Origin of the sequence: Lysobacter stagni (genome assembly GCF_030053425.1) — a bacterium.
Classification (GTDB): Bacteria; Pseudomonadota; Gammaproteobacteria; order Xanthomonadales; family Xanthomonadaceae; genus Lysobacter_J; species Lysobacter_J stagni.
In genome coordinates this window covers 100284-122994 of sequence record NZ_JASGBI010000001.1, presented here as the reverse complement: position 1 = coordinate 122994, position 22711 = coordinate 100284, and the positions used below count along the sequence as shown (strand labels likewise).

The 22711-nt window shown below is 68.0% G+C and carries 24 protein-coding genes, 1 tRNA gene and 1 riboswitch; of the genes, 11 read left to right on the top strand and 14 right to left on the bottom strand.

Going from position 1 to position 22711, the window contains the following annotated elements; translation table 11 throughout:
- Nucleotides 1-4: 4 nt before the first annotated feature.
- The 4 genes from QLQ15_RS00550 to QLQ15_RS00535 all read right to left on the bottom strand — a co-directional run bounded on the left by QLQ15_RS00550 (nt 5) and on the right by QLQ15_RS00535 (nt 3189).
- Entirely contained in the window at nt 5-1426 is a 1422-nt protein-coding gene (locus QLQ15_RS00550) for a M28 family peptidase (protein WP_283210924.1), read from the bottom strand.
- Between the two features lie 267 nt (nt 1427-1693).
- The gene (gene mscL / locus QLQ15_RS00545; protein WP_283210923.1) at nt 1694-2095 is read right to left on the bottom strand and encodes a large-conductance mechanosensitive channel protein MscL; all 402 of its coding nucleotides are present in this window, start codon (nt 2093-2095) and stop codon (nt 1694-1696) included.
- A 58-nt stretch (nt 2096-2153) separates the two neighbouring features.
- Nucleotides 2154-2867 carry a fumarylacetoacetate hydrolase family protein gene (locus QLQ15_RS00540; protein ID WP_283210922.1) on the bottom strand — a complete coding sequence of 238 codons (714 nt, stop codon included), beginning with the start codon at nt 2865-2867 and terminating at the stop codon, nt 2154-2156.
- 4 nt (nt 2868-2871) lie between these two features.
- Nucleotides 2872-3189 carry a hypothetical protein gene (locus QLQ15_RS00535; RefSeq protein WP_283210921.1) on the bottom strand — a complete coding sequence of 106 codons (318 nt, stop codon included), beginning with the start codon at nt 3187-3189 and terminating at the stop codon, nt 2872-2874.
- A gap of 98 nt (nt 3190-3287) precedes the next feature.
- On the opposite strand from QLQ15_RS00535, the gene QLQ15_RS00530 reads away from it, so the two are divergent.
- Both QLQ15_RS00530 and QLQ15_RS00525 read left to right on the top strand, forming a co-directional pair.
- Entirely contained in the window at nt 3288-3632 is a 345-nt protein-coding gene (locus QLQ15_RS00530; RefSeq protein ID WP_432277831.1) for a Rieske (2Fe-2S) protein, read from the top strand.
- A 67-nt stretch (nt 3633-3699) separates the two neighbouring features.
- Entirely contained in the window at nt 3700-4101 is a 402-nt protein-coding gene (locus QLQ15_RS00525) for an MAPEG family protein (protein WP_283210919.1), read from the top strand.
- Between the two features lie 14 nt (nt 4102-4115).
- Here QLQ15_RS00525 and QLQ15_RS00520 read toward each other — a convergent pair whose 3' ends face one another.
- The 5 genes from QLQ15_RS00520 to thiS all read right to left on the bottom strand — a co-directional run bounded on the left by QLQ15_RS00520 (nt 4116) and on the right by thiS (nt 8741).
- The gene (locus QLQ15_RS00520) at nt 4116-4622 is read right to left on the bottom strand and encodes a GlcG/HbpS family heme-binding protein (RefSeq protein WP_283210918.1); all 507 of its coding nucleotides are present in this window, start codon (nt 4620-4622) and stop codon (nt 4116-4118) included.
- Nucleotides 4623-4643: 21 nt separating this feature from the next.
- Nucleotides 4644-6482, bottom strand: coding sequence for an SLC13 family permease (locus tag QLQ15_RS00515; RefSeq protein ID WP_283210917.1), 1839 nt, complete (start codon nt 6480-6482; stop codon nt 4644-4646).
- Between the two features lie 35 nt (nt 6483-6517).
- A complete protein-coding gene (gene trmB, locus QLQ15_RS00510) occupies nt 6518-7243 on the bottom strand; it encodes a tRNA (guanosine(46)-N7)-methyltransferase TrmB (RefSeq protein ID WP_283210916.1) in 726 nt (241 codons plus the stop codon).
- Nucleotides 7244-7370: 127 nt separating this feature from the next.
- Nucleotides 7371-8177 (bottom strand): thiazole synthase, encoded by an 807-nt coding sequence (locus tag QLQ15_RS00505; protein ID WP_283210915.1) that lies wholly within the window; start codon nt 8175-8177, stop codon nt 7371-7373.
- 363 nt (nt 8178-8540) lie between these two features.
- On the bottom strand, nt 8541-8741 hold the full coding sequence (thiS, locus tag QLQ15_RS00500) for a sulfur carrier protein ThiS (protein WP_283210914.1): 201 nt from the start codon (nt 8739-8741) through the stop codon (nt 8541-8543).
- 172 nt (nt 8742-8913) lie between these two features.
- On the opposite strand from thiS, the gene QLQ15_RS00495 reads away from it, so the two are divergent.
- The 6 genes from QLQ15_RS00495 (at nt 8914) to QLQ15_RS00470 (ending at nt 14763) form a co-directional block, all read left to right on the top strand.
- Complete coding sequence (locus tag QLQ15_RS00495) at nt 8914-10725, top strand: autotransporter outer membrane beta-barrel domain-containing protein (RefSeq protein WP_283213891.1); 1812 nt, start codon at nt 8914-8916, stop codon at nt 10723-10725.
- A gap of 92 nt (nt 10726-10817) precedes the next feature.
- Nucleotides 10818-10891: transfer RNA gene (locus QLQ15_RS00490), tRNA-Gly, on the top strand.
- Between the two features lie 72 nt (nt 10892-10963).
- On the top strand, nt 10964-11431 hold the full coding sequence (locus tag QLQ15_RS00485; RefSeq protein WP_283210913.1) for an ATP-dependent zinc protease family protein: 468 nt from the start codon (nt 10964-10966) through the stop codon (nt 11429-11431).
- Nucleotides 11428-12333: a 30S ribosomal protein S6--L-glutamate ligase gene (gene rimK, locus QLQ15_RS00480; RefSeq protein ID WP_283210912.1), complete on the top strand. Its 906-nt coding sequence runs from the start codon at nt 11428-11430 to the stop codon at nt 12331-12333. Before QLQ15_RS00485 ends, rimK begins: the two co-directional genes overlap by 4 nt.
- A gap of 404 nt (nt 12334-12737) precedes the next feature.
- The gene (locus tag QLQ15_RS00475; protein ID WP_158984602.1) at nt 12738-13418 is read left to right on the top strand and encodes a response regulator transcription factor; all 681 of its coding nucleotides are present in this window, start codon (nt 12738-12740) and stop codon (nt 13416-13418) included.
- 4 nt (nt 13419-13422) lie between these two features.
- A complete protein-coding gene (locus tag QLQ15_RS00470) occupies nt 13423-14763 on the top strand; it encodes a sensor histidine kinase (RefSeq protein WP_283210911.1) in 1341 nt (446 codons plus the stop codon).
- A gap of 71 nt (nt 14764-14834) precedes the next feature.
- On the opposite strand, the gene QLQ15_RS00465 is transcribed toward QLQ15_RS00470, so the two are convergent.
- The 4 genes from QLQ15_RS00465 to metF all read right to left on the bottom strand — a co-directional run bounded on the left by QLQ15_RS00465 (nt 14835) and on the right by metF (nt 17960).
- On the bottom strand, nt 14835-15746 hold the full coding sequence (locus tag QLQ15_RS00465) for a branched-chain amino acid transaminase (protein WP_283210910.1): 912 nt from the start codon (nt 15744-15746) through the stop codon (nt 14835-14837).
- Between the two features lie 83 nt (nt 15747-15829).
- Nucleotides 15830-16402 (bottom strand): hypothetical protein, encoded by a 573-nt coding sequence (locus QLQ15_RS00460; RefSeq protein WP_283210909.1) that lies wholly within the window; start codon nt 16400-16402, stop codon nt 15830-15832.
- An 86-nt stretch (nt 16403-16488) separates the two neighbouring features.
- Complete coding sequence (locus tag QLQ15_RS00455) at nt 16489-17064, bottom strand: hypothetical protein (RefSeq protein ID WP_283210908.1); 576 nt, start codon at nt 17062-17064, stop codon at nt 16489-16491.
- Between the two features lie 65 nt (nt 17065-17129).
- Nucleotides 17130-17960 carry a methylenetetrahydrofolate reductase [NAD(P)H] gene (gene metF, locus QLQ15_RS00450; RefSeq protein ID WP_283210907.1) on the bottom strand — a complete coding sequence of 277 codons (831 nt, stop codon included), beginning with the start codon at nt 17958-17960 and terminating at the stop codon, nt 17130-17132.
- 201 nt (nt 17961-18161) lie between these two features.
- Here metF and QLQ15_RS00445 point away from each other — a divergent pair, with 201 nt between their 5' ends.
- The 3 genes from QLQ15_RS00445 to QLQ15_RS00435 all read left to right on the top strand — a co-directional run bounded on the left by QLQ15_RS00445 (nt 18162) and on the right by QLQ15_RS00435 (nt 20940).
- Nucleotides 18162-19094, top strand: coding sequence for an alpha/beta fold hydrolase (locus QLQ15_RS00445; protein WP_283210906.1), 933 nt, complete (start codon nt 18162-18164; stop codon nt 19092-19094).
- A gap of 77 nt (nt 19095-19171) precedes the next feature.
- Nucleotides 19172-20206, top strand: a complete 1035-nt coding sequence (locus QLQ15_RS00440; protein ID WP_283210905.1) for a sensor histidine kinase — start codon at nt 19172-19174, stop codon at nt 20204-20206.
- Nucleotides 20203-20940 carry a LytR/AlgR family response regulator transcription factor gene (locus QLQ15_RS00435; RefSeq protein ID WP_283210904.1) on the top strand — a complete coding sequence of 246 codons (738 nt, stop codon included), beginning with the start codon at nt 20203-20205 and terminating at the stop codon, nt 20938-20940. Before QLQ15_RS00440 ends, QLQ15_RS00435 begins: the two co-directional genes overlap by 4 nt.
- 69 nt (nt 20941-21009) lie before the next feature.
- Here QLQ15_RS00435 and ahcY read toward each other — a convergent pair whose 3' ends face one another.
- Nucleotides 21010-22455, bottom strand: coding sequence for an adenosylhomocysteinase (gene ahcY, locus QLQ15_RS00430; protein ID WP_283210903.1), 1446 nt, complete (start codon nt 22453-22455; stop codon nt 21010-21012).
- A 74-nt stretch (nt 22456-22529) separates the two neighbouring features.
- A riboswitch (S-adenosyl-L-homocysteine riboswitch) is annotated at nt 22530-22606 on the bottom strand.
- Nucleotides 22607-22711: the final 105 nt, after the last annotated feature.

The following is a 22711-nucleotide window of genomic DNA, read 5'->3' as shown; positions in this document are numbered from 1 at the left end:
GGGCTTATTCCTTGCCGGCTTGGGGAGAACCCGGCTGACTTCCGAAATCGCCGTCGGCCGAGGCGGCCAGGTAGGCGAACACTGCATAGGCTGCGACATTCTGCGCCAGCGCCTGCGGATCGATCTTATCGAAGGTGTCGTCCGGGGTGTGGTGAAGGTCGAAGTAATCCGTGCCGTCCTGCGCCAGGCGGGCCCAGGCCACGCCGTTCTGCGAGGACGGACCCACGTCCGGGCCCGGGCCCCCCTGGCCGGGCGTGTAGGCGATGCCCAGCGGGGCCAGTGCCTGCGCGATCTGCGCCTCGGCGGCCTTGGCGTATTCCGGTGCGGAGCTGGACCAGGCGTAGACGCGGCCCGCGCCGAAGTCGCTCTCGGCGGCGATCTGGTGCTTGGCCACGTCCGGCTTGTGCTGGGCGGCGTAGGCCTTGCCGCCGTGCAGGCCCTGCTCCTCGTTGGCGAAGGCGACCACGCGGATGGTGCGCGCCGGGTGCTGCTTGAGGTCGCCGATGAGTTTGGCGGCCGCCATCGTCAGGCCCACGCCGGCGCCGTCGTCGATCGCGCCGGTGCCCAGGTCCCAGGAATCCAGATGGCCGCCGATCACGACCACTTCGTCCGGCTTCTTCGAGCCGCGGATTTCGCCGATGACGTTCTGCGAGGTGTAGGTGCCGTCCCAGCCGCAGTCCAGCGCCACGCGCACCTTCACCGGACCACGCTCGAGCAGGCGCGCCAGCTGGTCGGCGTCCGGCACGGCCAGTGCCGCGGACGGGATGGGCGTGAGGCCTTCGTCGAAGCGGGTGATGCCGGTGTGCGGGTTGCGGTGCGAGTCCGTGCCGGCCGAGCGCATCAGATAGGCGCTGGCACCGGCGCGGATCGCCGCGGACGGGCCCTTGCTGCGCACCCGCGAACCCGGACCGTAGCCAGAGCCGTCACGCGCGCGTTCCATCCTGTAGTCGATGAAGGCGATCTTGCCGGCCAGCGAACCGGGCGCGGCGGCCTCCAGTGCGGCCAGGTCGGCGAAGCGCACGACTTCGGCCTCGACGGTGCCGGCCGGGCTGCCGCCCAGCGCAGTCAGATGGAGCGGCTGCATGTTCTTGCCGACCACCTGGGCCGATTCGCTGCGGCGCTCCCACTTCGGGAAGGTGACCGGCTCGGTCCAGACCTTGTCGAAGCCCAGTTCCTTGAACTTGGCGGTCGCCCACGCGACGGCGCGCGCGTCGGCCTCGCTGCCGGCCAGGCGCGGACCGACCTCGGTGGTCAGCGATTCGACGATGCGGTAGCCCAGGTCGCTCTTCAGCGCCGTCTCGCGCAGCTGCGCGGCGGTGGCGATGGCCTTGTCGGGAATCCGGGTTTCGCGCTCGGCGGCGTCGGCGTGGCCGCACACGGCGGCGGTCAGAAGCGTGGCGATGGCCACCGACAGTGTTGCGCGCATCCGGTAATTCCCCTGAAGACGAAAGCGCGAGGGTAACAAGTCATGCGCCACCCGCAGGGTGTCGGTAGTCACGCGGTGGACTTTGCCGTTTGTGCTGTTTTCGTCTCGCCCTGCAAAGGAGGCGACGGCGGTGAGCGCAGGATGCGCGAAGCACGACCAACCCTCTCCCTGGCCGCTGCGCGGCCTGTCCCTCTCCCGCAAGGGGAGAGGGCAGGTGGAGTGAGGTTGTGTTGCGGTGCCCGAAGGGCGGAAGAGGGCGCGAAGCGCTTACTTCTTCAGCAGGTCGCGGATCTCGCGCAGCAGCAGCACGTCTTCCGGCGTGGCCGGCGTGGCTGCCGGAGTGCGCACGCGGTTGTAGGCCTTGAGGAACAGGAAGATCACCAGCGCGATCAGCACGAAATCGATGAGGGTCTGGATGAACATGCCGTAGCGGATCGCCAGCTCGGCGGCGACTTCCTTGCCGGCCGAATCCAGTTGCGATGACTTGATGACGTACTTCCACTCGCTGACGCTGACGCCCTTGGTGAAGGCGCCGATCGCCGGCATCACGATGCCGTCCACCAGCGCGGTCACGATCTTGCCGAACGCCGCACCGATCACCACACCGACGGCGAGGTCGACGACGTTGCCGCGCGAGATGAATTCCTTGAACTCGGTGATCAGGCCCATGGCTTCGCTCTCTCCTGCGTTGACTGGGTGACGGCGGCTGCCGCCGCGACTATACCGCTCAGGCAGCGACGATCCGGCCCGAATGCTCCGCCACGCCTTCCAGCACGGCATGGAAACGGTCGCCCGGCTGCAGCGGACCCACACCGGCCGGCGTACCCATGAAGATCAGGTCGCCCGCGCGAAGGGCGTACAGCCTGGACAGCTCGTGCAGGATTTCCGGCACCGTCCAGATCAGGTCGGCCAGCGAACCGTTCTGTTTCGTCTCGCCGTTGATCGTGAGGGTGAGGGCGCGCGCGCCCAGCTCGCCAACCTCGGCTGCCGGGACGATGGCGCTGATGGGCGCGGCGTGATCGAACGCCTTGCCCGTATCCCACGGCAGGCCCTTGGCTTTGGCTGCGCCCTGCAGGTCGCGACGGGTCAGGTCCAGCCCCACGGCGTAACCGTAGATCAAGCGTTCGGCGTCGTCGGGATCGAGCACGCCGGGTGGTGCGTCCTGGCCCAGCGCCACGACCAGCTCCACTTCGTGGTGCAGGTCCTGGGTACCGGGCGGATAGGGCACGTCCGCCTGCAGCGCGATGGCGTCGGCAGGCTTGAGGAAGAACACGGGCTGGCCGCGGTCGGCGCGCGAAGCCGGGACGGCCGCGCCCATCTCGCGGGCGTGATCGGCGAAGTTGCGGCCGACGCAATAAATACGGTGAACCGGGAAGAACCCGTCCGACTGGCCGCGGACCGGAATGCGGGGCTGCGGCGGCGCCGCGATCACGTCACCCATGTGCTTACAGGGCGTTGGTCTGCGATTCGTCGCGACGCGGCTCCAGCACCGGCTGGCCGACCACGCGGAACTCGCCTTCGATGTGCTGCGCGTTGCGTGCCATGCGCTTGCCGCGCTGCTTCCACAGCTTGTACGTGACGCCGATGGCGATCATCGCCGCGCCGAGGACGACCGAGAACGCCACCAGCACCGCGAGCACGCCGAGGCCGATCACGCCCAGCGCGAAGCGCAGCAGGCGGTGACGCGGCTTGCGCGGCTCGAAGGCCGAACGCACGCGCGAATGGAAGTGGGACGTACCGAAGCGGAAGGTCTGGGCGAACATCGGAATGCGTCGTGACACAATGCGGCAACATCGCCGGGCAACGGAGTATCGGGCCACCCATGACCGAAGGTGTGAGAACTTCGTTAAGCAATTCGCATGTGCCGGCCGCGGAAGCGACCCCGCTGATCGTGCTTGAACGCTTGCAGGACGGGGCTTTCGCCGAGGTCGAAGCGGTCCTGGATGGCGATGCGGAATCGTTGATTCTGTATCGTGACGGCGATCACGTGCGGGCCTGGCTGAACATCTGCCCGCACGCGGGGCGTCGCCTCGACTGGGCGCCGGGCCAGTTCCTCAAGAGCAAGGACGGCCTGCTGGTCTGCGCCGCGCACGGTGCGAGTTTCGAACTCGTTCGCGGCGACTGCGTGGCCGGACCGTGTCGTGGGGAATCGCTGCGCGCGGTGGAGGTGAGTGTGCGCGATGGGGCGGTGTGGCTGGGGATGTAAGGTTCGACCCGCACGCGCCGCCGGACGCATCGGCTGCATTTCAACGACGTTCGTTCCGGGAGCGCGAATGCCACATCCGCTGATCGTCCCCATGACCGCGCACATCGCGCTGGCGGCCTTCCTCTATGTGTTGCTGACCGTCGCGCGGGCGCCGGCCATCTGGGGCATCGGACGGAAGGATGACGGCAGCAATCCCTGGGCCGGCGTCGAGCCGCGCATCAGCGCGAACCTGTCGAACCAGTTCGAGTGGCCGCTGTTCTTCCACGTGGCCTGCGTACTGCTGATCGTGCGAAACGACAGCGGTTCGTGGCCGTTGCTGCTGGCGTGGCTGTTCGTCGCCGGGCGCGTGCTGCACAGCGCGGTGCAGATCGGCACGCGCAACGTGCGGCTGCGCGGGCTGGTGTTCACCGTGAACTTCGTGGCGGTGCTTGGGCTGTGGGCCGTGATGCTGGTGGACGCCTCACGCTGACCGTTTCGCGCGTGTCACGGCGCGCGCGCTGTCGCCAACACCGCCGCACCTGCGCGCGCGATCTCGCCGTCCTTACTGGACGCCGCTCCCGACACGCCGATCGCGCCGATCACTTCCTCGCCGTGCTTGAGCATCACGCCGCCTTCGATGGGCAGCGAATCCGGCAACGCGAGCACCGCCAGTGCCTGCTTCTCCAGCAGGTCCTGGTGGAACACCGTGTCGCGGCGGTAGTCCACGGCGTGGCGTGCCTTCGCGGTGGCGACTTCCACACTGGAATTGGGCGTGCCGTCCATGCGTTGCAGCAGCAGCGGGCGGCCCGCGTCGTCGACCACCACGATGGTCACGCGCAGTTGCTGGCGCTGTGCTTCGGCTTCGGCGGCGGCGACGATCGCCTTGGCCGTGGCGAGGTTGAGCGTGGTGCGCGTGCTGAGCGTGACGGTCATGGGCGAGGCGGCCTGCGAGTGCATCGGGACGAAGAGAACGGTCGCTGCCAGCACGGCGGCGAGTCGGAACGGGTGCATGCGCGAAGTCCCCCAGGACGTTCAGAACATCAGATTGACCATCAGTACGATCACCGCGGTGTAGATCAGCGACAGTGGCGCGCCGATCCTCCACAGTTCCTTGCCGGTGTAGCCGGCCGGGCCGGTGATCATCGAGATGACCGGGTTGGATGCGGTCATGAAGTTGTTGGACGCCGACAGCGCGACGATCAGCGCGAATGCGGTCGGGTTGCCGCCCGCGGCGAGGGCGAGGTTGATCGCCAGTGGCACGGTGACGATGGTCGCGCCGACATGGCTGATCACCAGCGAGAACAGCGTGGTGAACAGGCCCAGCAGTATTTCGATCAGCCACACCGGCGTACCGGTGGGCAATCGTTCGATGGTGTGGCCCGCCACCCACGCTGCGGCACCGCTGGAATCCATCGCCCAGCCCAAGGGGATCAGGCACGCCATCAGGAAGACGGTCTTCCAGTTGATCGCAGCGTAGGCCTCGTCGATGTGGATCACGCCGGCGATGAGCATGCCGGCCACACCGGTCATCAGAGCGATCGACACCGGCAGCCGCGAGGACAGCGCCAGCAGCATCGAGATGGCGAAGATCGTCATGGCGATCTTGAACTTGTGCGGGCGCTGCTCGCCCTTGGGGTAGTCGGTGACGACCACCAGGTCCTTGCTGGCCGCCGCTTCGTGCAGGTCGGTCCAGATGCTGTGGAACACCAGCATGTCGCCGGCGCGCAGGTTCACGTCGCGCACGTTCTCGCGCAGCACGCTCTTGTCGCGGTTGATCGCCAGCAGGCTCAGGCCCATCTGCTTGCGCAGTTGCAGGTCGCGGCCGTTCTTGCCGATGAACTTCGAGGTGGCTGGCACGACTGCTTCGGAAATACCGGCACGACTGGGGTTGAACAGGTCGCCGAAGGTACGCAGGCGCGAGGACATGCGCAGGAAGTGGTTCTGGGCGAAATCGCCGACCTGCTGCTTCGGGCCCATCGCTCCGATCACGCTGCCGACCCAGATGCGCGTGTCCGCCGGTGGTGCCAGTCGCGCCTCGCCATCGCTCTTGAGCGCCAGCAGTAACGGAGCGCCGCGCAGCGCCTCGGCCTCGCCCAGCGACATGCCCACCAGCGGGCTGTCGGCGCTGACGGTGAGTTCGTACACGTCGCCTTCGATGCCATAGGACTTGGCGAAGTAGCTCTGCGTGCGCGCGGGCGTGGCGCCCTTGCCTTCGTCGTCGCTCAGGCGCTTGTCGCCGAAGAAATGGAAGTACGCCAGCGACGCGGCCAGCAGCGCCAGGCCGATCGGCAGCGGCGCGAACATCTTCAGCGGTTCCAGCGTGGCCGCGCCCGAGGGCAGGTTGCTGTTGGCCGCCATCAGCAGGTCGTTGAGCAGGATCAGCGGCGAGTTGCCGACCATCGTCAGCGCGCCACCCATGACGATGGCCGCGGCGATCGGCAACAGCAGGCGCGGCATGGCCAGGCCGGTGCGGGAGGACAGGCGCGCGGCGACGGGCATGTACAGCGCCATCACCGACGGGTTCTGCATGATCGAGGAGTTGAGGCCGGCCACCGCGCTGGTGAGCAGCAGCAACCGTTGCTCCATGCCCTTTGCGCGGCGCAGCAGCCAGCCGGCGAGGCGGTTGAGTGCGCCGGTGCGGTCCAGGCCGGCGCCCAGGATCATCGTGGCGATGATGCTGATGACCGCGTTACCGGAGAAGCCGTTGAACAGTTCGTCCGGTTCGACCAGGCCCGACAGGCCCAGCAGCACCAGCACCACCAGGGCGACCACGTCGGCGCGGATGCGCTCGAACAGGAACATCACCATCGTGAAGCCCACCAGCCCGAGCACGAGCTTCATGTCGGTGGTGAGCGTCAGCGCGGTGTCCATGCGGCGTGGTCAGCGACTCTCGTGTCTTCGTGGCGTCAGCGACGGTCGTAGAGCAGGTCCCACACGCCGTGGCCGAGCTTCTGGCCGCGGGTTTCGAAGTGGGTCTGCGGTCGCCATTGCGGCCGCGGAACGCTTCCGCGCGGACCGGCACGATTGATCAGGCCGGGCGTTGCGTCGAGCACATCCCACATCTGTTCGGCATAGTCGTGCCAATCGGTGGCGAGGTGCAAGCGCCCGCCGATGGCGAGTTTGGCCGTCAGCAGGGCGGCGAACTCGGGTTGCACCAGTCGCCGCTTGTTGTGGCGCTTCTTGTGCCAGGGATCGGGGAAGTAGATGCGGATCTCGTCGAGCGAGCCGTCGGCGATCTCGTTGCGCAGCACTTCCACGGCATCGTGGTGGTACACGCGCACGTGATCGGCGTCGTCCTGGGCCAGCGCGTTGAGCAGCCGGCCCACGCCCGGTGCATGGACTTCGATGCCGATGAGGTCGCGTTCGCGGTCGTTCTGCGCGGCGAACCGCAGGGCCTCGCCGTTGCCGAAGCCGATCTCGAGCACGCGCCTGGCGTGCCGGCCGAAGGCGGCGTCGAAATCGCGCGGCTGGCCCGTGTAGTCCAGGCCGAACCGGGGCCACAGCGTATCGAACGCACGCTGCTGGGCCTCGGTGAAGCGCCCCTGTCGCAGCACGAAGCTGCGGACCTGGCGGCGGCCTTCCTCGACGGTGAAGGGCTTGGGCGGAGCCTTGCGCGGGCCGTCGTGACTCATTCCCGTTCGTCCTGAGCGTAGCCGCGCAGCGGCGAAGTCGAAGGATGGACGGTGCTGTACGGGTCCTTCGACTTCGCGCGTTCGGCGCTACGCTCAGGACGAACGGTGTCATTGAGGCTCGGCGACATCACCCGATCAGCCCGTCCACCGGCGAGGACGCACTGGCGAAGCGCTTGCGCGGAATGCGGCCGGCCTTGAAGGCGGCGCGACCGGCCTCGACGGCCAGCTTCATCGCGTGCGCCATGAGCACCGGGTCCTTCGCGCCGGCGATGGCGGTGTTCATCAGCACGCCGTCGCAGCCCAGCTCCATCGCGATGGCGGCGTCGGAAGCGGTGCCCACGCCGGCATCGACAATGATCGGCACCTTCGCGTTCTCGATGATCTCGATCAGGTTGTACTTGTTCTGCACGCCAAGGCCCGAGCCGATGGGCGCGGCCAGCGGCATCACCGCCACGCAGCCGATCTCCTCCAGGCGCCTGGCCAGGATGGGGTCGTCGGAGGTGTAGACCATCACGTCGAAGCCGTCCTTCACCAGCAGCTCGGCCGCGGCGAGGGTCTGCACGACGTCGGGGTAGAGCGTCTTCTGGTCGCCGAGCACTTCCAGCTTGACCAGCTTGTGGCCGTCGAGCAGCTCGCGCGCGAGGCGGCAGGTGCGCACCGCGTCATCGGCGGTGTAGCAGCCTGCGGTGTTGGGCAGGAGCGTGAAACGGTCGGGCGGGAGCACGTCGAGCAGGTTCGGCTCGCCGGGGTTCTGGCCGATGTTCGTGCGGCGGATGGCGACGGTGACGATCTGCGCGCCGGCGGCCTCGGTGGCCAGACGGGTCTGCTCGAGGTCGGCGAACTTGCCAGTGCCGGTGAGCAGGCGCGATGCGTAGGGCTTGCCGGCGATCACCAGCGGATCGGCGGGGAACGTGGGGGAAAGCGGAGCAGTCATCGCCGTAGTTTAGCAGCGCGGCGCAGCTCCTCTCCCGCTGGAGAGGGGGTGGGGTGAGGGTTGGCGGAGTGGGGGCGCGACAGGTCGCGATGAACGCGATGCGGAGTGCGGCGCACGCACGGGCGTTCAATGAGGTAGCGGTCGCCGTCCATGGCGTTGCGGAGCGGGCTTCGGATCGCCCGGCCCGTCCATCCATGGCCGGGCATTCGCCCGAGCTGCGCGGCATGCCGCGCACGCACGGGCGTTCAATGAACTTGCGGTTGCCGTCCATGGCGTCGCGGAGCGGGCTTCGGATCGCCCGGCCCGGCCATCCGTGGCCGGGCATTCGGCAGGCCACGCGGCAGTGCCGCGTAGCGGCCTGCCTCATCCTCCTCCCAGCGCGTGGACGATCTCCACGCGGTCGCCGTCCGCCAGGGCGTGTTCGCCGTGCCGGCTGCGGGGCACGATCTCGCTGTTGACCTCCACCGCCACGCGGCGTTCGCCGAGGCCTTCGGCCTGCAGAAGTTGGAGGACCGTGGTGTGCGCCGCGATCGCGCGCGGCTCGCCGTTCAGAACGATGTCCATGCGTGTATTGTCGCCGCCAGCACCGGCGCCGGCCACCCGGCACGGTTTTTGACGCAGTGCGGCGTGTGTGCCGCAACGCCGCATGCTTCGATTCGCCATCCGCGGGCGTATGTACCGCGGAGCCCACCACCGCCACCAGGAAAACCCGATGATGACACCCGTCCGCTCCGTGCTGGCCGCCGCCCTGGCGCTCGCGACCGCACCGGTTTTCGCCCAGACGTATTCGAAGACGATCTTTTTCGGCGACAGCCTTACCGATTCGGGTTCGTTCCGTCCGGGGCTCATCCAGGCGGTCGGTCCGAACGGCGCGCTGCTCGGTCGCTTCACCACCAATCCGGGCCTGGTCTGGGCGGAATACGTGGCGGACTACTACGACGCCAGTGCCAACCCGGCGAACCAGGGCGGCACCAACTACGCCGTCGGCGGCGCGCGTAACGCCGTGAACGGCACCAGCCCCTTCGGCGCGATTCCCGCGCTGAGCACGCAGATCACCACGCACCTCACCGCCAACGGCGGGCGTGCCGATGCCAATGCGCTCTACACGGTGTGGGGCGGCGCGAACGACCTGTTCGCGATCTCGCCGACGATGACGGCGGCGCAGATCCAGACCGCCATCGGCACCGCGGTCACCGCGCAGGTCACCAACGTCGCCACGCTCGAAGGCGCCGGTGCGCGCTACGTGCTGGTGCCGACCGTGCCGGACCTGGGCGCGACCCCGCAGTACCGTGCGAACGGCGCGGCCGGCATCGCCTTCGGCACGGCGCTGTCCACGGGCTACAACAACGCGCTCTTCGCCGGCCTGGCCAGCGCGAACCTGCGCGTGATCCCGCTGGATACCTTCCACCTGCTCGGCGAGATCATCGCCAACCCGGCGCCGTACGGCATCCGCAACACGACCAGCCCCGCCTGCCTCACCCAGCCGGCTCCGGCGGGCAGCTCGTCGCTGTTCTGCAACCCGGCGTCGTATGCCGCGCCGGACGCGCCGGACGCCTACGTGTTCGCCGACGGCGTGCATCCCACCCTGAAGGCGCACGCGATCCTGGGCGATTACGCCATCTCGATCCTCGAGGCCCCGCGCCAGATCGCGGTGCTGCCGCATTCGGCATCGGTGGTGGGCCGCGCCCGCGCCGAGCGCGTGGCTGCCCAGATCGGTTCGCGTCCGGACGGTGAGGACATGCGCTGGTGGGCCGACGTCCGCGGCGACTCGCAGCGCTACGGCGATGGCGACAACTACGACGGCATGGGTCCGTCGCTCAGCTTCGGCCTGGATTGGGCCAGCGGCGACCTGACCTACGGCGGCTTCGTCGGCTACGGCCGGCAGTTCATGGACTGGGGCCTCAACCGCGGCGACTTCGACCAGGACGACGCCACGCTCGGCGGTTACCTGGGCTGGAGCAGCGGCGCGGCGTGGATCAACGGCCAGGTCAGCTACACGTGGCTGTCGTACGACGTGAGCCGTCGCGTGAAGCTCGGCCCGACGTCGCGCACGCACAGCGCCTCGCCGGACGGCACCAACCTCACCGCGGCGTTCTCGGCGGGCTGGAACTTCGGCGAGGGCGCGCTCAAGCACGGCCCGGTCGTGCAGCTGCTGTCGCAGACGATCGAAGTCGACGGCTTCGACGAGAACAGCACCGAGTCCACCGCCCTGTCGTTCGGCAAGCAGGAGTTCGACTCGCTGATCGGCAGCGTGGGCTGGCAGGTCGACTATTCGTTGAACGAGCACCTGCGCCCGTACGCGAAGCTGACCTACGACCACGAGTTCGAGGACGCCGAAGACGAAGTCTCGGCCTCGCTGCGCTCGATGGCGGGCGTGCCGGCATACTCGGTGCCGGGCGTCTCGTACGACCAGAACTACGGCACGCTGGTGATGGGTGCGCGCACGCAGCTGTTCGGCGTGCAGGCGGATCTGGGCACCAGCCTCACGGTCGGCCAGCGCGGCGGAAACGACGCGACGGTGTTCCTCAGCGTGGGCGGCAGCTTCTGATCCGGTCGCACGTGCCAGGCTGAACCGGCACGCGGCGCGACCTTCGCGCCGCGTTGCCAAGCCTCCGACGGGAGGCATAGACTTCGCCGCACGCGGGTGTAGTTCAATGGTAGAACTGCAGCTTCCCAAGCTGCTAGCGTGGGTTCGATTCCCATCACCCGCTCCAAACATCTCAAGCGGCGGCCTGCCTTACAGTGGCCGCCGTTTTTGTCTTTCAGGACGCATTCCTGGAGGCGCGATGGCGACGAAGATCGTGCTGGGTTGGCGTGAATGGGTCGGCTTGCCCGACCTCGGCATCGGCCGGCTGCGCGCCAAGGTCGACAGTGGCGCGCGCAGCTCTGCCCTCCACGTGGACGGGCAGTGGCATTTCCACGAACGCGGCGAGCCCTGGGTGGGTTTCCGGCTCAGTCCGGGCCATGGCGCGGGAATGATCGAGGGCGTCGCGCCGGTGTTCGACGTGCGCGAGGTCACCGATTCGGGCGGTCACTGCACCCGTCGTGTGTTCGTCCGCACGACGCTGTCGCTGGCGGGTGTGGACCGGGTCATTGAAATCAATCTGTCCGACCGGCGCGGCATGCTGTTCCCGATGCTGCTCGGCCGTACCGCGCTGGCGAGGGTGTTCACCGTCGATCCCGCGCGTTCCTTCCTGCATGGGCGCCTGCCGTCGAGCACGGCGCGCCTGCCTTCACTCAAGTCGATCCGATGAAGCTGGCGATCCTCTCGCGCAACAGCAAGCTCTACTCCACCCGGCGCCTCGTGGAAGCCGCACGCGAGCATGGACACAGTGTGCGCGTGCTCGACCCGCTGCGCTGCTACATGCGCATCGCCAGCGACGGGTTCAGCATGCGCTACAAGGGCAAGCCGATCGCCGGCTACCACGCGGTGATCCCGCGAATCGGCGCCTCCATCACGCGCTACGGCTCGGCGGTGCTGCGCCAGTTCGAGCTGATGGACACCTTCACGCCGAACTCGTCCGACGCCATCCTGCGCGCGCGCGACAAGCTGCGCTGCCACCAGCTGTTGGCCGCCGAGCGCATCGGGCTGCCCACCACGGTGTTCGGCGACAACCCCGACGACACCCACGACCTGCTGTCGATGCTCGGCGCGCCGCCGCACGTCATCAAGCTCAACGAGGGCACCCAGGGGGCGGGCGTGATGCTGACCGAGAAGCTCTCGGCGTCGCAGGGCGTGATCGAGGCGCTGCGCGGCCTGTACGCGAACTTCCTGGTGCAGGAATACATCGAGGAGGCGCGTGGCGCCGACCTGCGCTGCTTCGTGGTCGGTGGCCGGGTGGTCGCGGCGATGAAGCGGCAGGCGCCGAAGGGCGACTTCCGCTCGAACCTGCATCGCGGCGGCACAGCCAAGGGCGTGCGCTCCAGCGTCGAGGAAGAAGATGTCGCGATCCGTGCGGCGCGCGTGCTGGGACTTGGTGTCGCGGGTGTCGATCTGATCCGTTCGCGTCGCGGCCCACTCGTGCTCGAGGTCAACGCGTCGCCGGGCCTGGAAGGTATCGAGGACGCCACCGGAGTGGACGTGGCCGGTGAGGTCGTTTCCTACCTGGCCGAGCGGGTCCGCCGCCGGGCGGTGAAGCGGGCCGCCAGCCGGTAATCGGCGCGTTCATGCCGGTTTGCCACTTTTCGACGAATTTCGGCGAAATTGCCCGCGCGTTCGGCCCCCTGCACGACTGAATAACAGAAATTTAACGCGTGTTTTTAACGACGGCCTAACCGATTTCGGCGTAGCCTGTGCCTACCGCAGCACTGCCGCTTCCAAAGTCAGACTCTGGTCGATGCAGGTTACGGTAATCGGGGCAATACCCTTTTTGGCCCAGGCACGGTGGCCCCGTGTCTGGGCCCTTGTTTTTTACGCGTGTGCGTCCGGAGTGATCGGTGCACTGCGTGCGCTCTGGCAGAATCGTTAAGCTCCGACGATCGCCAATCGACGCGTGTTCATGTCGTCAGGAACCACGACGAGCGCGGCGGGTCGAACGCCCATTACCCAGGAAAGGTCACATGCGCATTCTCGTCATCGAAGACAACCAGGACATCGCCGCCAATCTCGGCGACTTTCTCGAAGACCGCGGCCACACGGTGGACTTCGCCGCTGACGGCGTCACCGGCCTGCACCTGGCCGTCGTCCATGATTTCGATGCGATCGTGCTCGACCTCAACCTTCCTGGCCTGGATGGCCTGGAGGTCTGCCGCAAGCTGCGCAACGAGGCACGCAAGCAGACGCCCGTGCTCATGCTCACCGCGCGCGATTCGCTGGAGAACAAGCTGGCCGGTTTCGATTCCGGCGCCGACGACTACCTCATCAAGCCCTTCGCGCTGCAGGAAGTCGAAGTGCGCCTGAATGCGCTTTCGCGGCGCGGCCGCGGCGTGCAGACGCGCGTGCTCAACGTCGCCGACCTCGAATACAACCTGGACACGCTGGAAGTGCGCCGCCAGGGCAAACTGCTGCAGCTCAACCCGACCGCGCTGAAGATCCTGCAGGCGCTGATGGAGGCCTCGCCGGCCGTGGTCACGCGCCAGGAACTGGAAACCCGCGTGTGGGGCGAAGAGCTGCCCGATTCCGACAGCCTGCGGGTACACATCCACGGCCTGCGCGCCGTGGTGGACAAGCCTTTCGAAGTGCCCCTGATCCAGACCCGACATGGCATCGGTTACCGCATCGCCGCGCCCGACAACGGCTGACCGGATGGCCGCCGTCGAAGACGCGCCTCCGCCGCAGCGCCGGACGCGTTTCCGCCGACAGCTCCGCAGCCGCATCATCCTCGCCTTCGTCCTGCTCGGCTTCGGGCTGACGGGCCTGTTCGCGTGGGCGACCAACTGGACGCGCAACCGCGTCGAGAACCAGCTGGTCGAAGACGTGATGAACCGCAACATCGAAATGGCCGCGCGCCAGTTCGAGCAGAACCCCGAGGATCCGCAGTTCGCCGTCGACCAGATGCGCGGCTACGTCTACACGCCCGACAAGTTCGATTCGGTGCGCGTGAACTGGCCGGAGTGGTACGAATTGTCGGACGGCATCTACGGCATGACCGGCGTCGCCAACGGCGAACCGTTCGCCTACAAGCTGGCGGTACGCAAGACGCCCAAGGCCTGGTTCTTCCTGGCCTACGACATGTCGCAGACGACGCGCGGCGAGGCGCAGTTCCAGCGCGCCGTGTGGGCATCGGTCTTCCTGTTCACGCTGTTGTCGCTGCTGGTCGGCTGGTGGTCGGCATCGCGCGTGATGAGCCCGGTGTCGGAGCTGGCCAACCGGCTCAAACAATCCGGACGCAGCTCGGAGCCGGAAAACCTCGCCTCGCACTTCCCGGACGACGAAGTCGGACAGTTGGCCGAAGCGCTGGACGATTACGCCGAACGCCTGACCGAGGTGGTCCAGCGCGATCGCGAGTTCAACGCCGACGTCAGCCACGAGCTGCGCACGCCGCTGGCGGTGATCAAGGGCGCGGTGGAGCTGCTGTTGTCGCGTCCCGATGTGGATGAAAAAACCCGCAACCGCCTGCTGCGCATCCAGCGCGCCGAACAGCAGTGCACGGACCTGATCAACGCATTGCTGCTGCTGTCGCGCAACGAGCGTGGCCACGGTGCGACGGACGTGGCCAAGGTTGCCGAGCAGTTGCTCGAAGCGCACCGCGCGCAGTTGGGTGGCAAGCCGCTGGAGCTGCGCGTGGAGGGCGATCCGGGCCTGGTCGTGGATTCGCCCGAGGCCGCCGTGTCGGTGGCGCTGGGCAATCTCATCGGCAACGCGGTGAAATATTCGACCGAAGGCGCGGTGGTCGTGCGCATCGGGCAGCGTTCGGTCGACGTCGTCGACTCCGGCCCGGGCCTCAGCGAAGAAGACGCCGCCAAGCTGTTCGAGCGTGGCTATCGCGGCACGCACGCGGGTCATTCGCAGGGCGGCGGCATCGGCCTGTCGATCGTGCGCCGGCTGTGCGCGCTGTATGGCTGGGACGTACAGGTGCGTCCGGGCGAGCGGCGTGGCGTGGTGGCCACGCTGACCTTCGATTCGCTGCCGCCCGTCGTCGGCTGAACCATCGCGCTTGGCAGAACGGAAACGGGGCGCCATGGGCGCCCCGTTTCGTTACCGCATGTCGATGATCGTCAGAGCGCTTCCAGCCAGCCGTACTTGTCCGGCGTCTTGCCGTCGAACAGGCCGAAGAACAGCTCCTGGATGCGGCGCGTGACCGGGCCCGGCTTGCCGGCGCCCACCTGGCGGCCGTCCACCGAGCGGATCGGGGTGATCTCCGCCGCCGTGCCGCACATGAACAGCTCGTCGCACAGGTACAGGTACTCGCGCGGGAGGTCGCGCTCGATCACGTCGATGCCGGCGTCGCGGGCCAGCGTGATGATGGTGTTGCGCGTGATGCCGTTGAGCAGCGCGGCGCTGACCGGCGTGGTGTGCAGCGCGCCGTCGAAGACCAGGAAGAGGTTCTCTCCCGCGCCTTCGGAGAGCAGGCCCGTGGAGGCCAGGGCGATGCCTTCGCCGAAGCCCAGGCGGCGTGCTTCGCGCGCGACCAGCTGGCCCGAGAGGTAATTGCCGCCCGCCTTGGCGCCGGCCGGGATGGTGTTGGGCGCGAAGCGCTGCCAGCTCGACACGCAGGCGTCGATGCCGGTTTCCAGCACGCTGGCGCCCAGGTACTGGCCCATCTTCCACGTCGCCACGGCGACGTCGGTGGGCGTATCGGCCGACAGGCCGAAACCGCCGAGGCCGCGATACGCGACCGGACGCAGGTAGTCGGTGGTGTTCTCGTTGGCGCGGATGACCTCGCGGCACGCGGCGTTGATCTGGTCCAGCGAGTACGGCACCGGCATGTCGTAGATCTTCGCCGAGGCGAACAGGCGGCGGTTGTGGTCGGTCAGGCGGAAGATCGCCGGGCCCTGGGGCGTCTGGTAGCAGCGGATGCCTTCAAACACCGACGACCCGTAGTGCAGGGCGTGCGACATCACGTGGGTGGTGGCTTCGGCCCAGCGCTTGATCGCGCCGTTGTGCCAGATCCAGTCGGGGTATTGCATCGCCGGCGTCCGTCAGGGGGAAACCGCTATTGTGCCCTGCGCGCCGGGTCCGTCCCACTGCCGCGGTGTGCCGGCGCGCCGGCTCAGCCCTTGATCCACCAGCAACCGAAGTGCTTCTGCAGGCCGAACACCGTCCGCGAGGGGGTGATGCCGTTGGCCAGGGTCTGCTCCACGCGCAGGCCCACGGGAATCGCTGGCTTCGAGGGCGCGGCGCCGGCTTCGTCGAGCGTCGCGACGGCCGGCTCCGTCTCTGCAGGCGCTTCCGGCATCACCGGCACGAGGTCGAGCAGCGGTCGCTGCACCATGGCGTCCAGCCGGGCCATCACGTCATAGGCGGCGTCGCCGCCCATCCCGGCCCAGTGGTAGACGTTGGCCAGGCGGTTCGCGTCGTGCGCGCCGAACGCGCCGGTGATCTCGAACAGCAGATCGTCCACGCTGCGCGCGCAGCCGCCCGCGCGGGCCTTCTGCGGTGTGGACAGGGCAGGGCGCGCGGGCGCCTGTTCGACCGCGCCGATTTCCGCGCAGCCGCGGTCGGTGAATACCTGCATGCCGTCGGGCGTGACGCAGTGCTGCACCTGCGCCATGCAGGACGGGCCCCAGGCGAGCGCCAACGCGCCCGCACACGACACAATCAGGAAACGGCAGAGCTCGGACATCGCGGCAGCCTACCCAGCGATCCCGCGGGCCGACCGTGCGTACATCGCATTCCGTTCATCGCGTCGTGCCCCCGCAGTCCGGAGGTTCAGAAACGCACGAAGTAGCAGCCCGCGTAATGCTCCACGCCTAGTTCCATGACGTGCTGCTGCGGCTGCGCGAAGGTCAGCTGCATCGCGCCCGCACCGGCGATGCCGAGCCCGGGCCAGAAGCTGGCATCGACAAGCGACTGCCTGGCGAGCATCTGCAGCCGCTGCATCACCACATGCGCCTGCTGATGGCGCAGTCCCGGCCAGTGGACGCTCTCGGCGATGCGGTTGACGTCGCCCATCGCGAAGGCACCCAGCAGGTCCGCCGACAGTTGCGCGGGGTTGCGCGCGCAGCCGTCCTGGGGCGCGCGGCGCACCCGGATGGCGGTGCTGGATACACGTGTATCGATGACACCGCCGCCGAATACCGCGCGGTCCATTTCCAGACGGGTCAGCAGATCGGCCGACATCGGTGCCGGACGCGCATTCACCGCCGTACAGGCGCTGTCGGTGTAAACCGACATGCCGTCGGCTGTCTGGCAGCGGTGGAGTCCACCGGCGGCATGCGCGGGGGCAATCGCGCAGAGCGCCGCCAGGATCAGGCTCCATGCCGCCGTGGATCGCGGCGATGACATGGGTCGGCCCGGGGGGAGCGGGAGCGCTCATCGTCCCCCTGGCCGCGTCAATGACGCGTGTGAGCTCAGCGCAGGCGCGAGAGCACCGACAGCGTGGGTTTGCTCAGGTTCAGCGTGTAGAAATGCAGTGAAGGCGCGCCGCCTTCGATGAGACGACGGCACATGTCGGCGACGAAATCCGCGGCGAATTCACGGATGGCTTCGACGTCGTCGCCGTAGGCCTGCAAGCGCTTGCCGATCCAGCGCGGGATCTCCGCGCCGCAGGCGTCGGAGAAGCGGCGCAGCTGCGTGAAGTTCGAGATCGGCATGATGCCGGGCACGATCGGCACTTCGACGCCCAGCCGCCGCGCGTCGTCGACGAAGCGGAAGTAGGCATCGGCGTTGTAGAAGTACTGCGTGATCGCGCCGTCGGCACCGGCGTCGATCTTGGCCTTGAAGTGACGCAGGTCGGCGAGTGCATCGTCGGATTGCGGATGGCATTCCGGATAGGCGCCCACTTCGATGTGGAAACAGCCGTCGTGCTCTCGGCGGATGAACTCCACCAGCTCGCTGGCGAAACGGAAATCGCCGGTGTGGCCCATGCCCGAGGGAAGGTCGCCGCGCAGCGCGACGATGCGGTGGCAACCCATGGCCTTGTAGCGCTCCAGCAGCGCGCTCAGTTCGGCGCGCGTGCCGCCGACGCAGGACAGGTGCGGCGCCGCGTCCAGCCCGTGTTCGCGGCGCAGGCGCTCCACGGTTTCCGGCGTGTAGCTCAGTGTCGAACCGCCCGCGCCGAACGTGCACGACACGTACTCCGGCGAAAGCGACTTCAGCTTCGTCGCGGTCTTGTCCAGCTGCGCGCGCTGTTCGTCGGTCTTGGGCGGGTAGAACTCGAAGCTGATGGGAGGCGTGGGCATGCCGGACCGCTCGCGTTGGGTGCGCTAAGTCTATCGCTTCATCGCGATGAATTGAAACGAATAGTGGCGATTCCGCGGCCGCCGCCGTTCGTCCTGCCGGATCGCCGTTCGCCCGCAGAGCCGGCCGCTCCTCATCTTCCGCAACCGGGCGGGCTACCCCGTCCGCACGATGGCCTCACACACCCACCGTTGGAGACCGTCATGATCCGCAAGAGCCTGGCTCACAAGAGCGTGTTCCGCCTCACCGGCTACCTGATGTTCGGCGTGCTGCTGCTGTCCGGTCGCGCCTTTGCGGCGCCGCAGGCGTTCGAGGAGCTGCAGGTCGAAGTGATCGGCAAGGGCCGCCCCGTGCTGATGATCCCCGGCCTCAACAGCGGCCCCGACACGTGGCGCGAGACCTGCGCCGCGCTGCAGGCCGATCATGTGCAGTGCCATCTCGTGCAGCTCCCGGGCTTTGCCGGCCTGCCCGCGGCGAAGGACGCCAGCAAGGACGCGTGGCTGGCCGACATGCGCGACCGCCTGCTGGCCTACATCGACGCACGCGGCCTGAAGCGCCCGGTGGTCGTCGGTCACAGCCTCGGTGGCGAACTGGGCCTGCAGATGGCGATCGCGCGACCGGAATTGCTGGAGGGGCTGGTGGTCGTCGACTCGCTGCCGTTCTTCCCGGCGGCCACCAACCCCGCTGCGACGACCGACGCCGTGCGTCCGATGGCCGAAGGCATGCGCCAGAGGATGCTGAAGCAGGACGACGCCGCCTACCGCGCTGGCGCGCTGGCCGCCGTGAAGGGCATGGCGCATGCGGCCGAGCGCGTGGCCACGTTGCAGCGCTGGGGCGAAGCCTCCGACCGCGCGACCACGACACAGGCCATGTACGAACTGATGACCGTGGACCTGCGTCCGCAGTTGTCGAAGATCCGCACGCCCACGCTGGTGCTCGGCTCCTGGGCCGGTTACGCGCCGTATGGCGCCACGCTCGAATCGACCCGGGCCATCTTCGCGCGCGAGTACGCGAACCTGTCCGGCGTGCGCATCGAGATGAGCCAGGACGGCTATCACTTCCTGATGTGGGATGATCCGCAGTGGGTGCTGGCGCAGGTGCGTGGCTTCATCGCATCGCCGGCCCCGGGGAAATGACCGCAACAGCCGCAGCTCGCGACGGCCGGCACATGCCGGCCTTCGCGCGCCCGGACGAACCCGAGCGGATATCCACGATGACCCGTAACGAGCTTCGCTTCGTCGCCTTCAACAGCCTGTTCGGCATCGCGTATGCCGCCTTCAACCTGCTGTTCTTCTCGATCTTCACCCGGCTCAACGCCATCGGCGTTCTGGTCGCGGTGTCGTTGGGCGTGGGCGTGTGGATCGGCACCAGCGTGTTGCGCATTCTCGCCGTGCGCCGGCGATGGCTGGAACGGGGCAGTGCGTCGTTCGTGCTGCGTCTGGTCGCCGGCGTGCTGTTGGCCGCCACGGCGACGATGGTGCTGGTCAACCTCGCCATTCGCATCGCCGTACTGGCCGGATGGATCCCGGTACCGCAGGAAAGCAGCGCCGGGCAACTCGTCGGCTATTGGGCCAATGTGGCCATCATCATCGGTCTGTGGGCCGCGTTCTGGGCCGGATGGAGCGCGCTGGCGCGCTATCGCCACGGCGAGATCGCGCGCCTGCGCGCCGAATCGCAGCGCAGCGCGCTCGAACTGGACGCCCTGCGCGCACGGCTGAATCCGCATTTCATTTTCAACGCCCTCAACAACGTGCGTGCGCTGATCAACGAAGATCCGGCGCGCGCGCGGGAAACCGTCACGCGCCTGTCCAACATCCTGCGCCACGCACTGGAGCACAGCCAGCGCGACTGGGCGACGCTGGGTGAGGAGCTGGGCGTGGTCGACGATTACCTCGCGGTGGAAAGCGTGCATTACGAAGAACGCCTGCGCGTGCGGCGCGAGATCGGCGTTGGCGCACTCGAAGCGCGACTGCCACCGATGGCACTGCAGTTGCTGGTCGAGAATGCGATCAAGCACGGCATCGCGCGCCAGCCCGGCGGTGGCGAGGTGACGCTGCGCGCGCGCTGCGAGAACGGTGCGCTGCACGTGGAAGTCGGCAGTCCGGGGCGCATCGTCGTCGATACCTCGCGCCAGGGCGTGGGCCTGGCCTACCTGCGCACGCGCCTGGAGCGCGGCGACGCACCGGGCCGCTTCGAGCTGCGTCAGGACGACGCGCGCGTGCTGGCGCGACTGGAGCTGCCGCAATGACCGCCATGCGGCCGCTGCGCGTGCTGATCGTCGACGACACGCGGCTGGCGCGGCAGGAGTTGCGCACGCTGCTCGCCTCGATTCCGGACGTGGACGTGGTGGGCGAGGCCGACGACGTGCCCGCGGCGCGCACTGCCATCGACACGCTGCGTCCCGACCTGGTGCTGCTCGACATCCAGATGCCGTCGGGCACCGGGTTCGACGTGCTTGACGGGCTCGAGCCCGCGCCGCCGGTGGTGTTCACCACCGCGTACGACCACTACGCCGTGCGTGCCTTCGAGCGCAATGCGCTGGACTATCTGGTCAAGCCGGTCGAGCCGGCGCGACTGGGCGAAGCACTGCAACGCGCACGCGCGCGCCTCCCCGACGCCGTAGCCGAGGTGGAACCACGCGGAATGCTGGGTGCCGACGACCAGGTGTTCCTGCGCGAAGGCGATCGCTGCTGGTTCGTTGCGGTGCGCGAGATCGCACGCATCGTGGTGGATGGCAATTACGCGCGCGTCTGGTTCCGCAACGAATGCGCGCTGCTGGGGCGCAGCCTGTCGGCGCTGGAATCGCGGCTGGACCCGGGGATGTTCTTCCGCGCCAACCGCAACACGCTGGTGAACCTGCGCATGGTGAAGGGCGTGGACCTGGCCGTGCACGACGGCTACGAACTGGAGCTCAAGGACGGCAGCCGCGTGGACGTGTCGCGGCGGCAGGCGCGCGAACTGCGCGAACGACTGGCGCTGTAGCGTCCGACCGCGCAAAAGGAAAACGGGCGCCGAAGCGCCCGTTTCCGTGTACTGCAATGCCGCCGTGGATCAGTAGCGGTAATGGTCCGGCTTGTACGGGCCTTCCACGGCGACGCCGAGGTAGGCGGCCTGGTCGGCCGTCAGCGTGGTCAGCTTCACGCCGATCTTCTCCAGGTGCAGGCGTGCGACTTCCTCGTCCAGCTTCTTCGGCAGGATGTAGACCTTGGCCTCGTAGGTGTCCTTGTTCGCCCACAGGTCGATCTGCGCGAGCGTCTGGTTGGAGAACGAGTTCGACATCACGAAGCTCGGGTGGCCCGTGGCGCAGCCGAGGTTCACCAGGCGGCCTTCGGCCAGCAGGAAGATCGCGTTGCCGTTCTTGAAGGTGTACTTGTCGACCTGCGGCTTGATGTTCAGGCGGACCGCACCCGAGGCATTGAGCTTGTCGACCTGGATCTCGTTGTCGAAGTGGCCGATGTTGCAGACGATGGCCTGGTCCTTCATCTGCGACATGTGCTCGAGCGTCAGCACGTCCTTGTTGCCGGTGGTGGTGACGTAGATGTCGCCACGGCCCAGCGTCGACTCGACGGTGTTGACCTCGAAGCCTTCCATCGCGGCCTGCAGGGCGTTGATCGGGTCGATCTCGGTGACGACCACGCGCGCGCCGTAGGCACGCAGCGAGTGCGCCGAACCCTTGCCGACGTCGCCGTAACCGCACACGACGGCGACCTTGCCGGCCAGCATCACGTCCATCGCGCGCTTGAGGCCGTCGGCCAGCGACTCGCGGCAGCCGTAGAGGTTGTCGAACTTGCTCTTGGTGACCGAGTCGTTGACGTTGATCGCCGGCACGAGCAGCGAGCCGGCTTCGGCCAGCTGGTACAGGCGGTGCACGCCGGTGGTGGTTTCTTCGGACACGCCCTTCCAGTCGCGCACGACGGTGTGCCAGAAGCCCGGACGCTCGGCGTGCACCTTCTTCAGCAGATCCTTGATGACCTGCTCTTCGTGGTTGCCCGACGGAGTGTTGACCCAGTCGCTGCCGTTCTCGAGCTCGTAGCCCTTGTGGATCAGCAGCGTGACGTCGCCGCCGTCATCCACGACCAGCTCCGGGCCGAGGTACTTGTCGGCGCCCTTGCCCGGGAAGGTCAGCGCGGCCAGCGTGCAGTCCCAGTATTCCTCGAGCGTTTCGCCCTTCCACGCGAAGACCGGCGTGCCGGACTTGGCGATGGCGGCGGCGGCGTGGTCCTGCGTCGAGAAGATGTTGCACGAGGCCCAGCGCACGTCGGCGCCCAGGTCGCGCAGCGTCTCGATCAGCACGGCCGTCTGGATGGTCATGTGCAGCGAGCCGGTCACGCGCACGCCCTTGAGCGACTGCGTGGCGGCGTACTTCTTGCGGATGGACATCAGGCCCGGCATCTCGTGCTCGGCGATGTCGAGCTCCTTGCGGCCCCAGTCGGCCAGGGAGATGTCGGCGACCTTGTAGTCGCCTTCGGTGGAGAAGGTCTTGATTTGCGCGTTCATCGATTGCTCCGGTTTCGTCCCGCTCGCCCGCGTTTCGGGGGAGGGATGGGGTGAGGGCGGCCGTGTGCGGCTCGCCAAACCGGGCGCCGTTGTTCTGGAACTCCCGCCGAGCCTGATTCCGGATGCCGGACTTGCAGCGCCCCTCGGTGGGAGCCGGCATTCTAGCCGCTGGGGGTTGTCCGTGGATGAACTCGACGGGCCCCGGCGGCCTGCATGCCGGACAGCGAAACGGGCCGACGAGCGGCCCGTTTCGTTT

Excerpts from the sequence above, each read along its gene's own strand:
- QLQ15_RS00550 (WP_283210924.1), bottom strand. The coding sequence starts at position 1,426 with ATGCGCGCAACACTGTCGGTGGCCATCGCCACGCTTCTGACCGCCGCC.
- mscL (WP_283210923.1), bottom strand. The coding sequence starts at position 2,095 with ATGGGCCTGATCACCGAGTTCAAGGAATTCATCTCGCGCGGCAACGTC.
- QLQ15_RS00540 (WP_283210922.1), bottom strand. The coding sequence starts at position 2,867 with ATGGGTGACGTGATCGCGGCGCCGCCGCAGCCCCGCATTCCGGTCCGC.
- QLQ15_RS00535 (WP_283210921.1), bottom strand. The coding sequence starts at position 3,189 with ATGTTCGCCCAGACCTTCCGCTTCGGTACGTCCCACTTCCATTCGCGC.
- QLQ15_RS00525 (WP_283210919.1), top strand. The coding sequence starts at position 3,700 with ATGCCACATCCGCTGATCGTCCCCATGACCGCGCACATCGCGCTGGCG.
- QLQ15_RS00520 (WP_283210918.1), bottom strand. The coding sequence starts at position 4,622 with ATGCACCCGTTCCGACTCGCCGCCGTGCTGGCAGCGACCGTTCTCTTC.
- QLQ15_RS00515 (WP_283210917.1), bottom strand. The coding sequence starts at position 6,482 with ATGGACACCGCGCTGACGCTCACCACCGACATGAAGCTCGTGCTCGGG.
- trmB (WP_283210916.1), bottom strand. The coding sequence starts at position 7,243 with ATGAGTCACGACGGCCCGCGCAAGGCTCCGCCCAAGCCCTTCACCGTC.
- QLQ15_RS00505 (WP_283210915.1), bottom strand. The coding sequence starts at position 8,177 with ATGACTGCTCCGCTTTCCCCCACGTTCCCCGCCGATCCGCTGGTGATC.
- thiS (WP_283210914.1), bottom strand. The coding sequence starts at position 8,741 with ATGGACATCGTTCTGAACGGCGAGCCGCGCGCGATCGCGGCGCACACC.
- QLQ15_RS00485 (WP_283210913.1), top strand. The coding sequence starts at position 10,964 with ATGGCGACGAAGATCGTGCTGGGTTGGCGTGAATGGGTCGGCTTGCCC.
- rimK (WP_283210912.1), top strand. The coding sequence starts at position 11,428 with ATGAAGCTGGCGATCCTCTCGCGCAACAGCAAGCTCTACTCCACCCGG.
- QLQ15_RS00475 (WP_158984602.1), top strand. The coding sequence starts at position 12,738 with ATGCGCATTCTCGTCATCGAAGACAACCAGGACATCGCCGCCAATCTC.
- QLQ15_RS00470 (WP_283210911.1), top strand. The coding sequence starts at position 13,423 with ATGGCCGCCGTCGAAGACGCGCCTCCGCCGCAGCGCCGGACGCGTTTC.
- QLQ15_RS00465 (WP_283210910.1), bottom strand. The coding sequence starts at position 15,746 with ATGCAATACCCCGACTGGATCTGGCACAACGGCGCGATCAAGCGCTGG.
- QLQ15_RS00460 (WP_283210909.1), bottom strand. The coding sequence starts at position 16,402 with ATGTCCGAGCTCTGCCGTTTCCTGATTGTGTCGTGTGCGGGCGCGTTG.
- QLQ15_RS00455 (WP_283210908.1), bottom strand. The coding sequence starts at position 17,064 with ATGTCATCGCCGCGATCCACGGCGGCATGGAGCCTGATCCTGGCGGCG.
- metF (WP_283210907.1), bottom strand. The coding sequence starts at position 17,960 with ATGCCCACGCCTCCCATCAGCTTCGAGTTCTACCCGCCCAAGACCGAC.
- QLQ15_RS00445 (WP_283210906.1), top strand. The coding sequence starts at position 18,162 with ATGATCCGCAAGAGCCTGGCTCACAAGAGCGTGTTCCGCCTCACCGGC.
- QLQ15_RS00440 (WP_283210905.1), top strand. The coding sequence starts at position 19,172 with ATGACCCGTAACGAGCTTCGCTTCGTCGCCTTCAACAGCCTGTTCGGC.
- QLQ15_RS00435 (WP_283210904.1), top strand. The coding sequence starts at position 20,203 with ATGACCGCCATGCGGCCGCTGCGCGTGCTGATCGTCGACGACACGCGG.
- ahcY (WP_283210903.1), bottom strand. The coding sequence starts at position 22,455 with ATGAACGCGCAAATCAAGACCTTCTCCACCGAAGGCGACTACAAGGTC.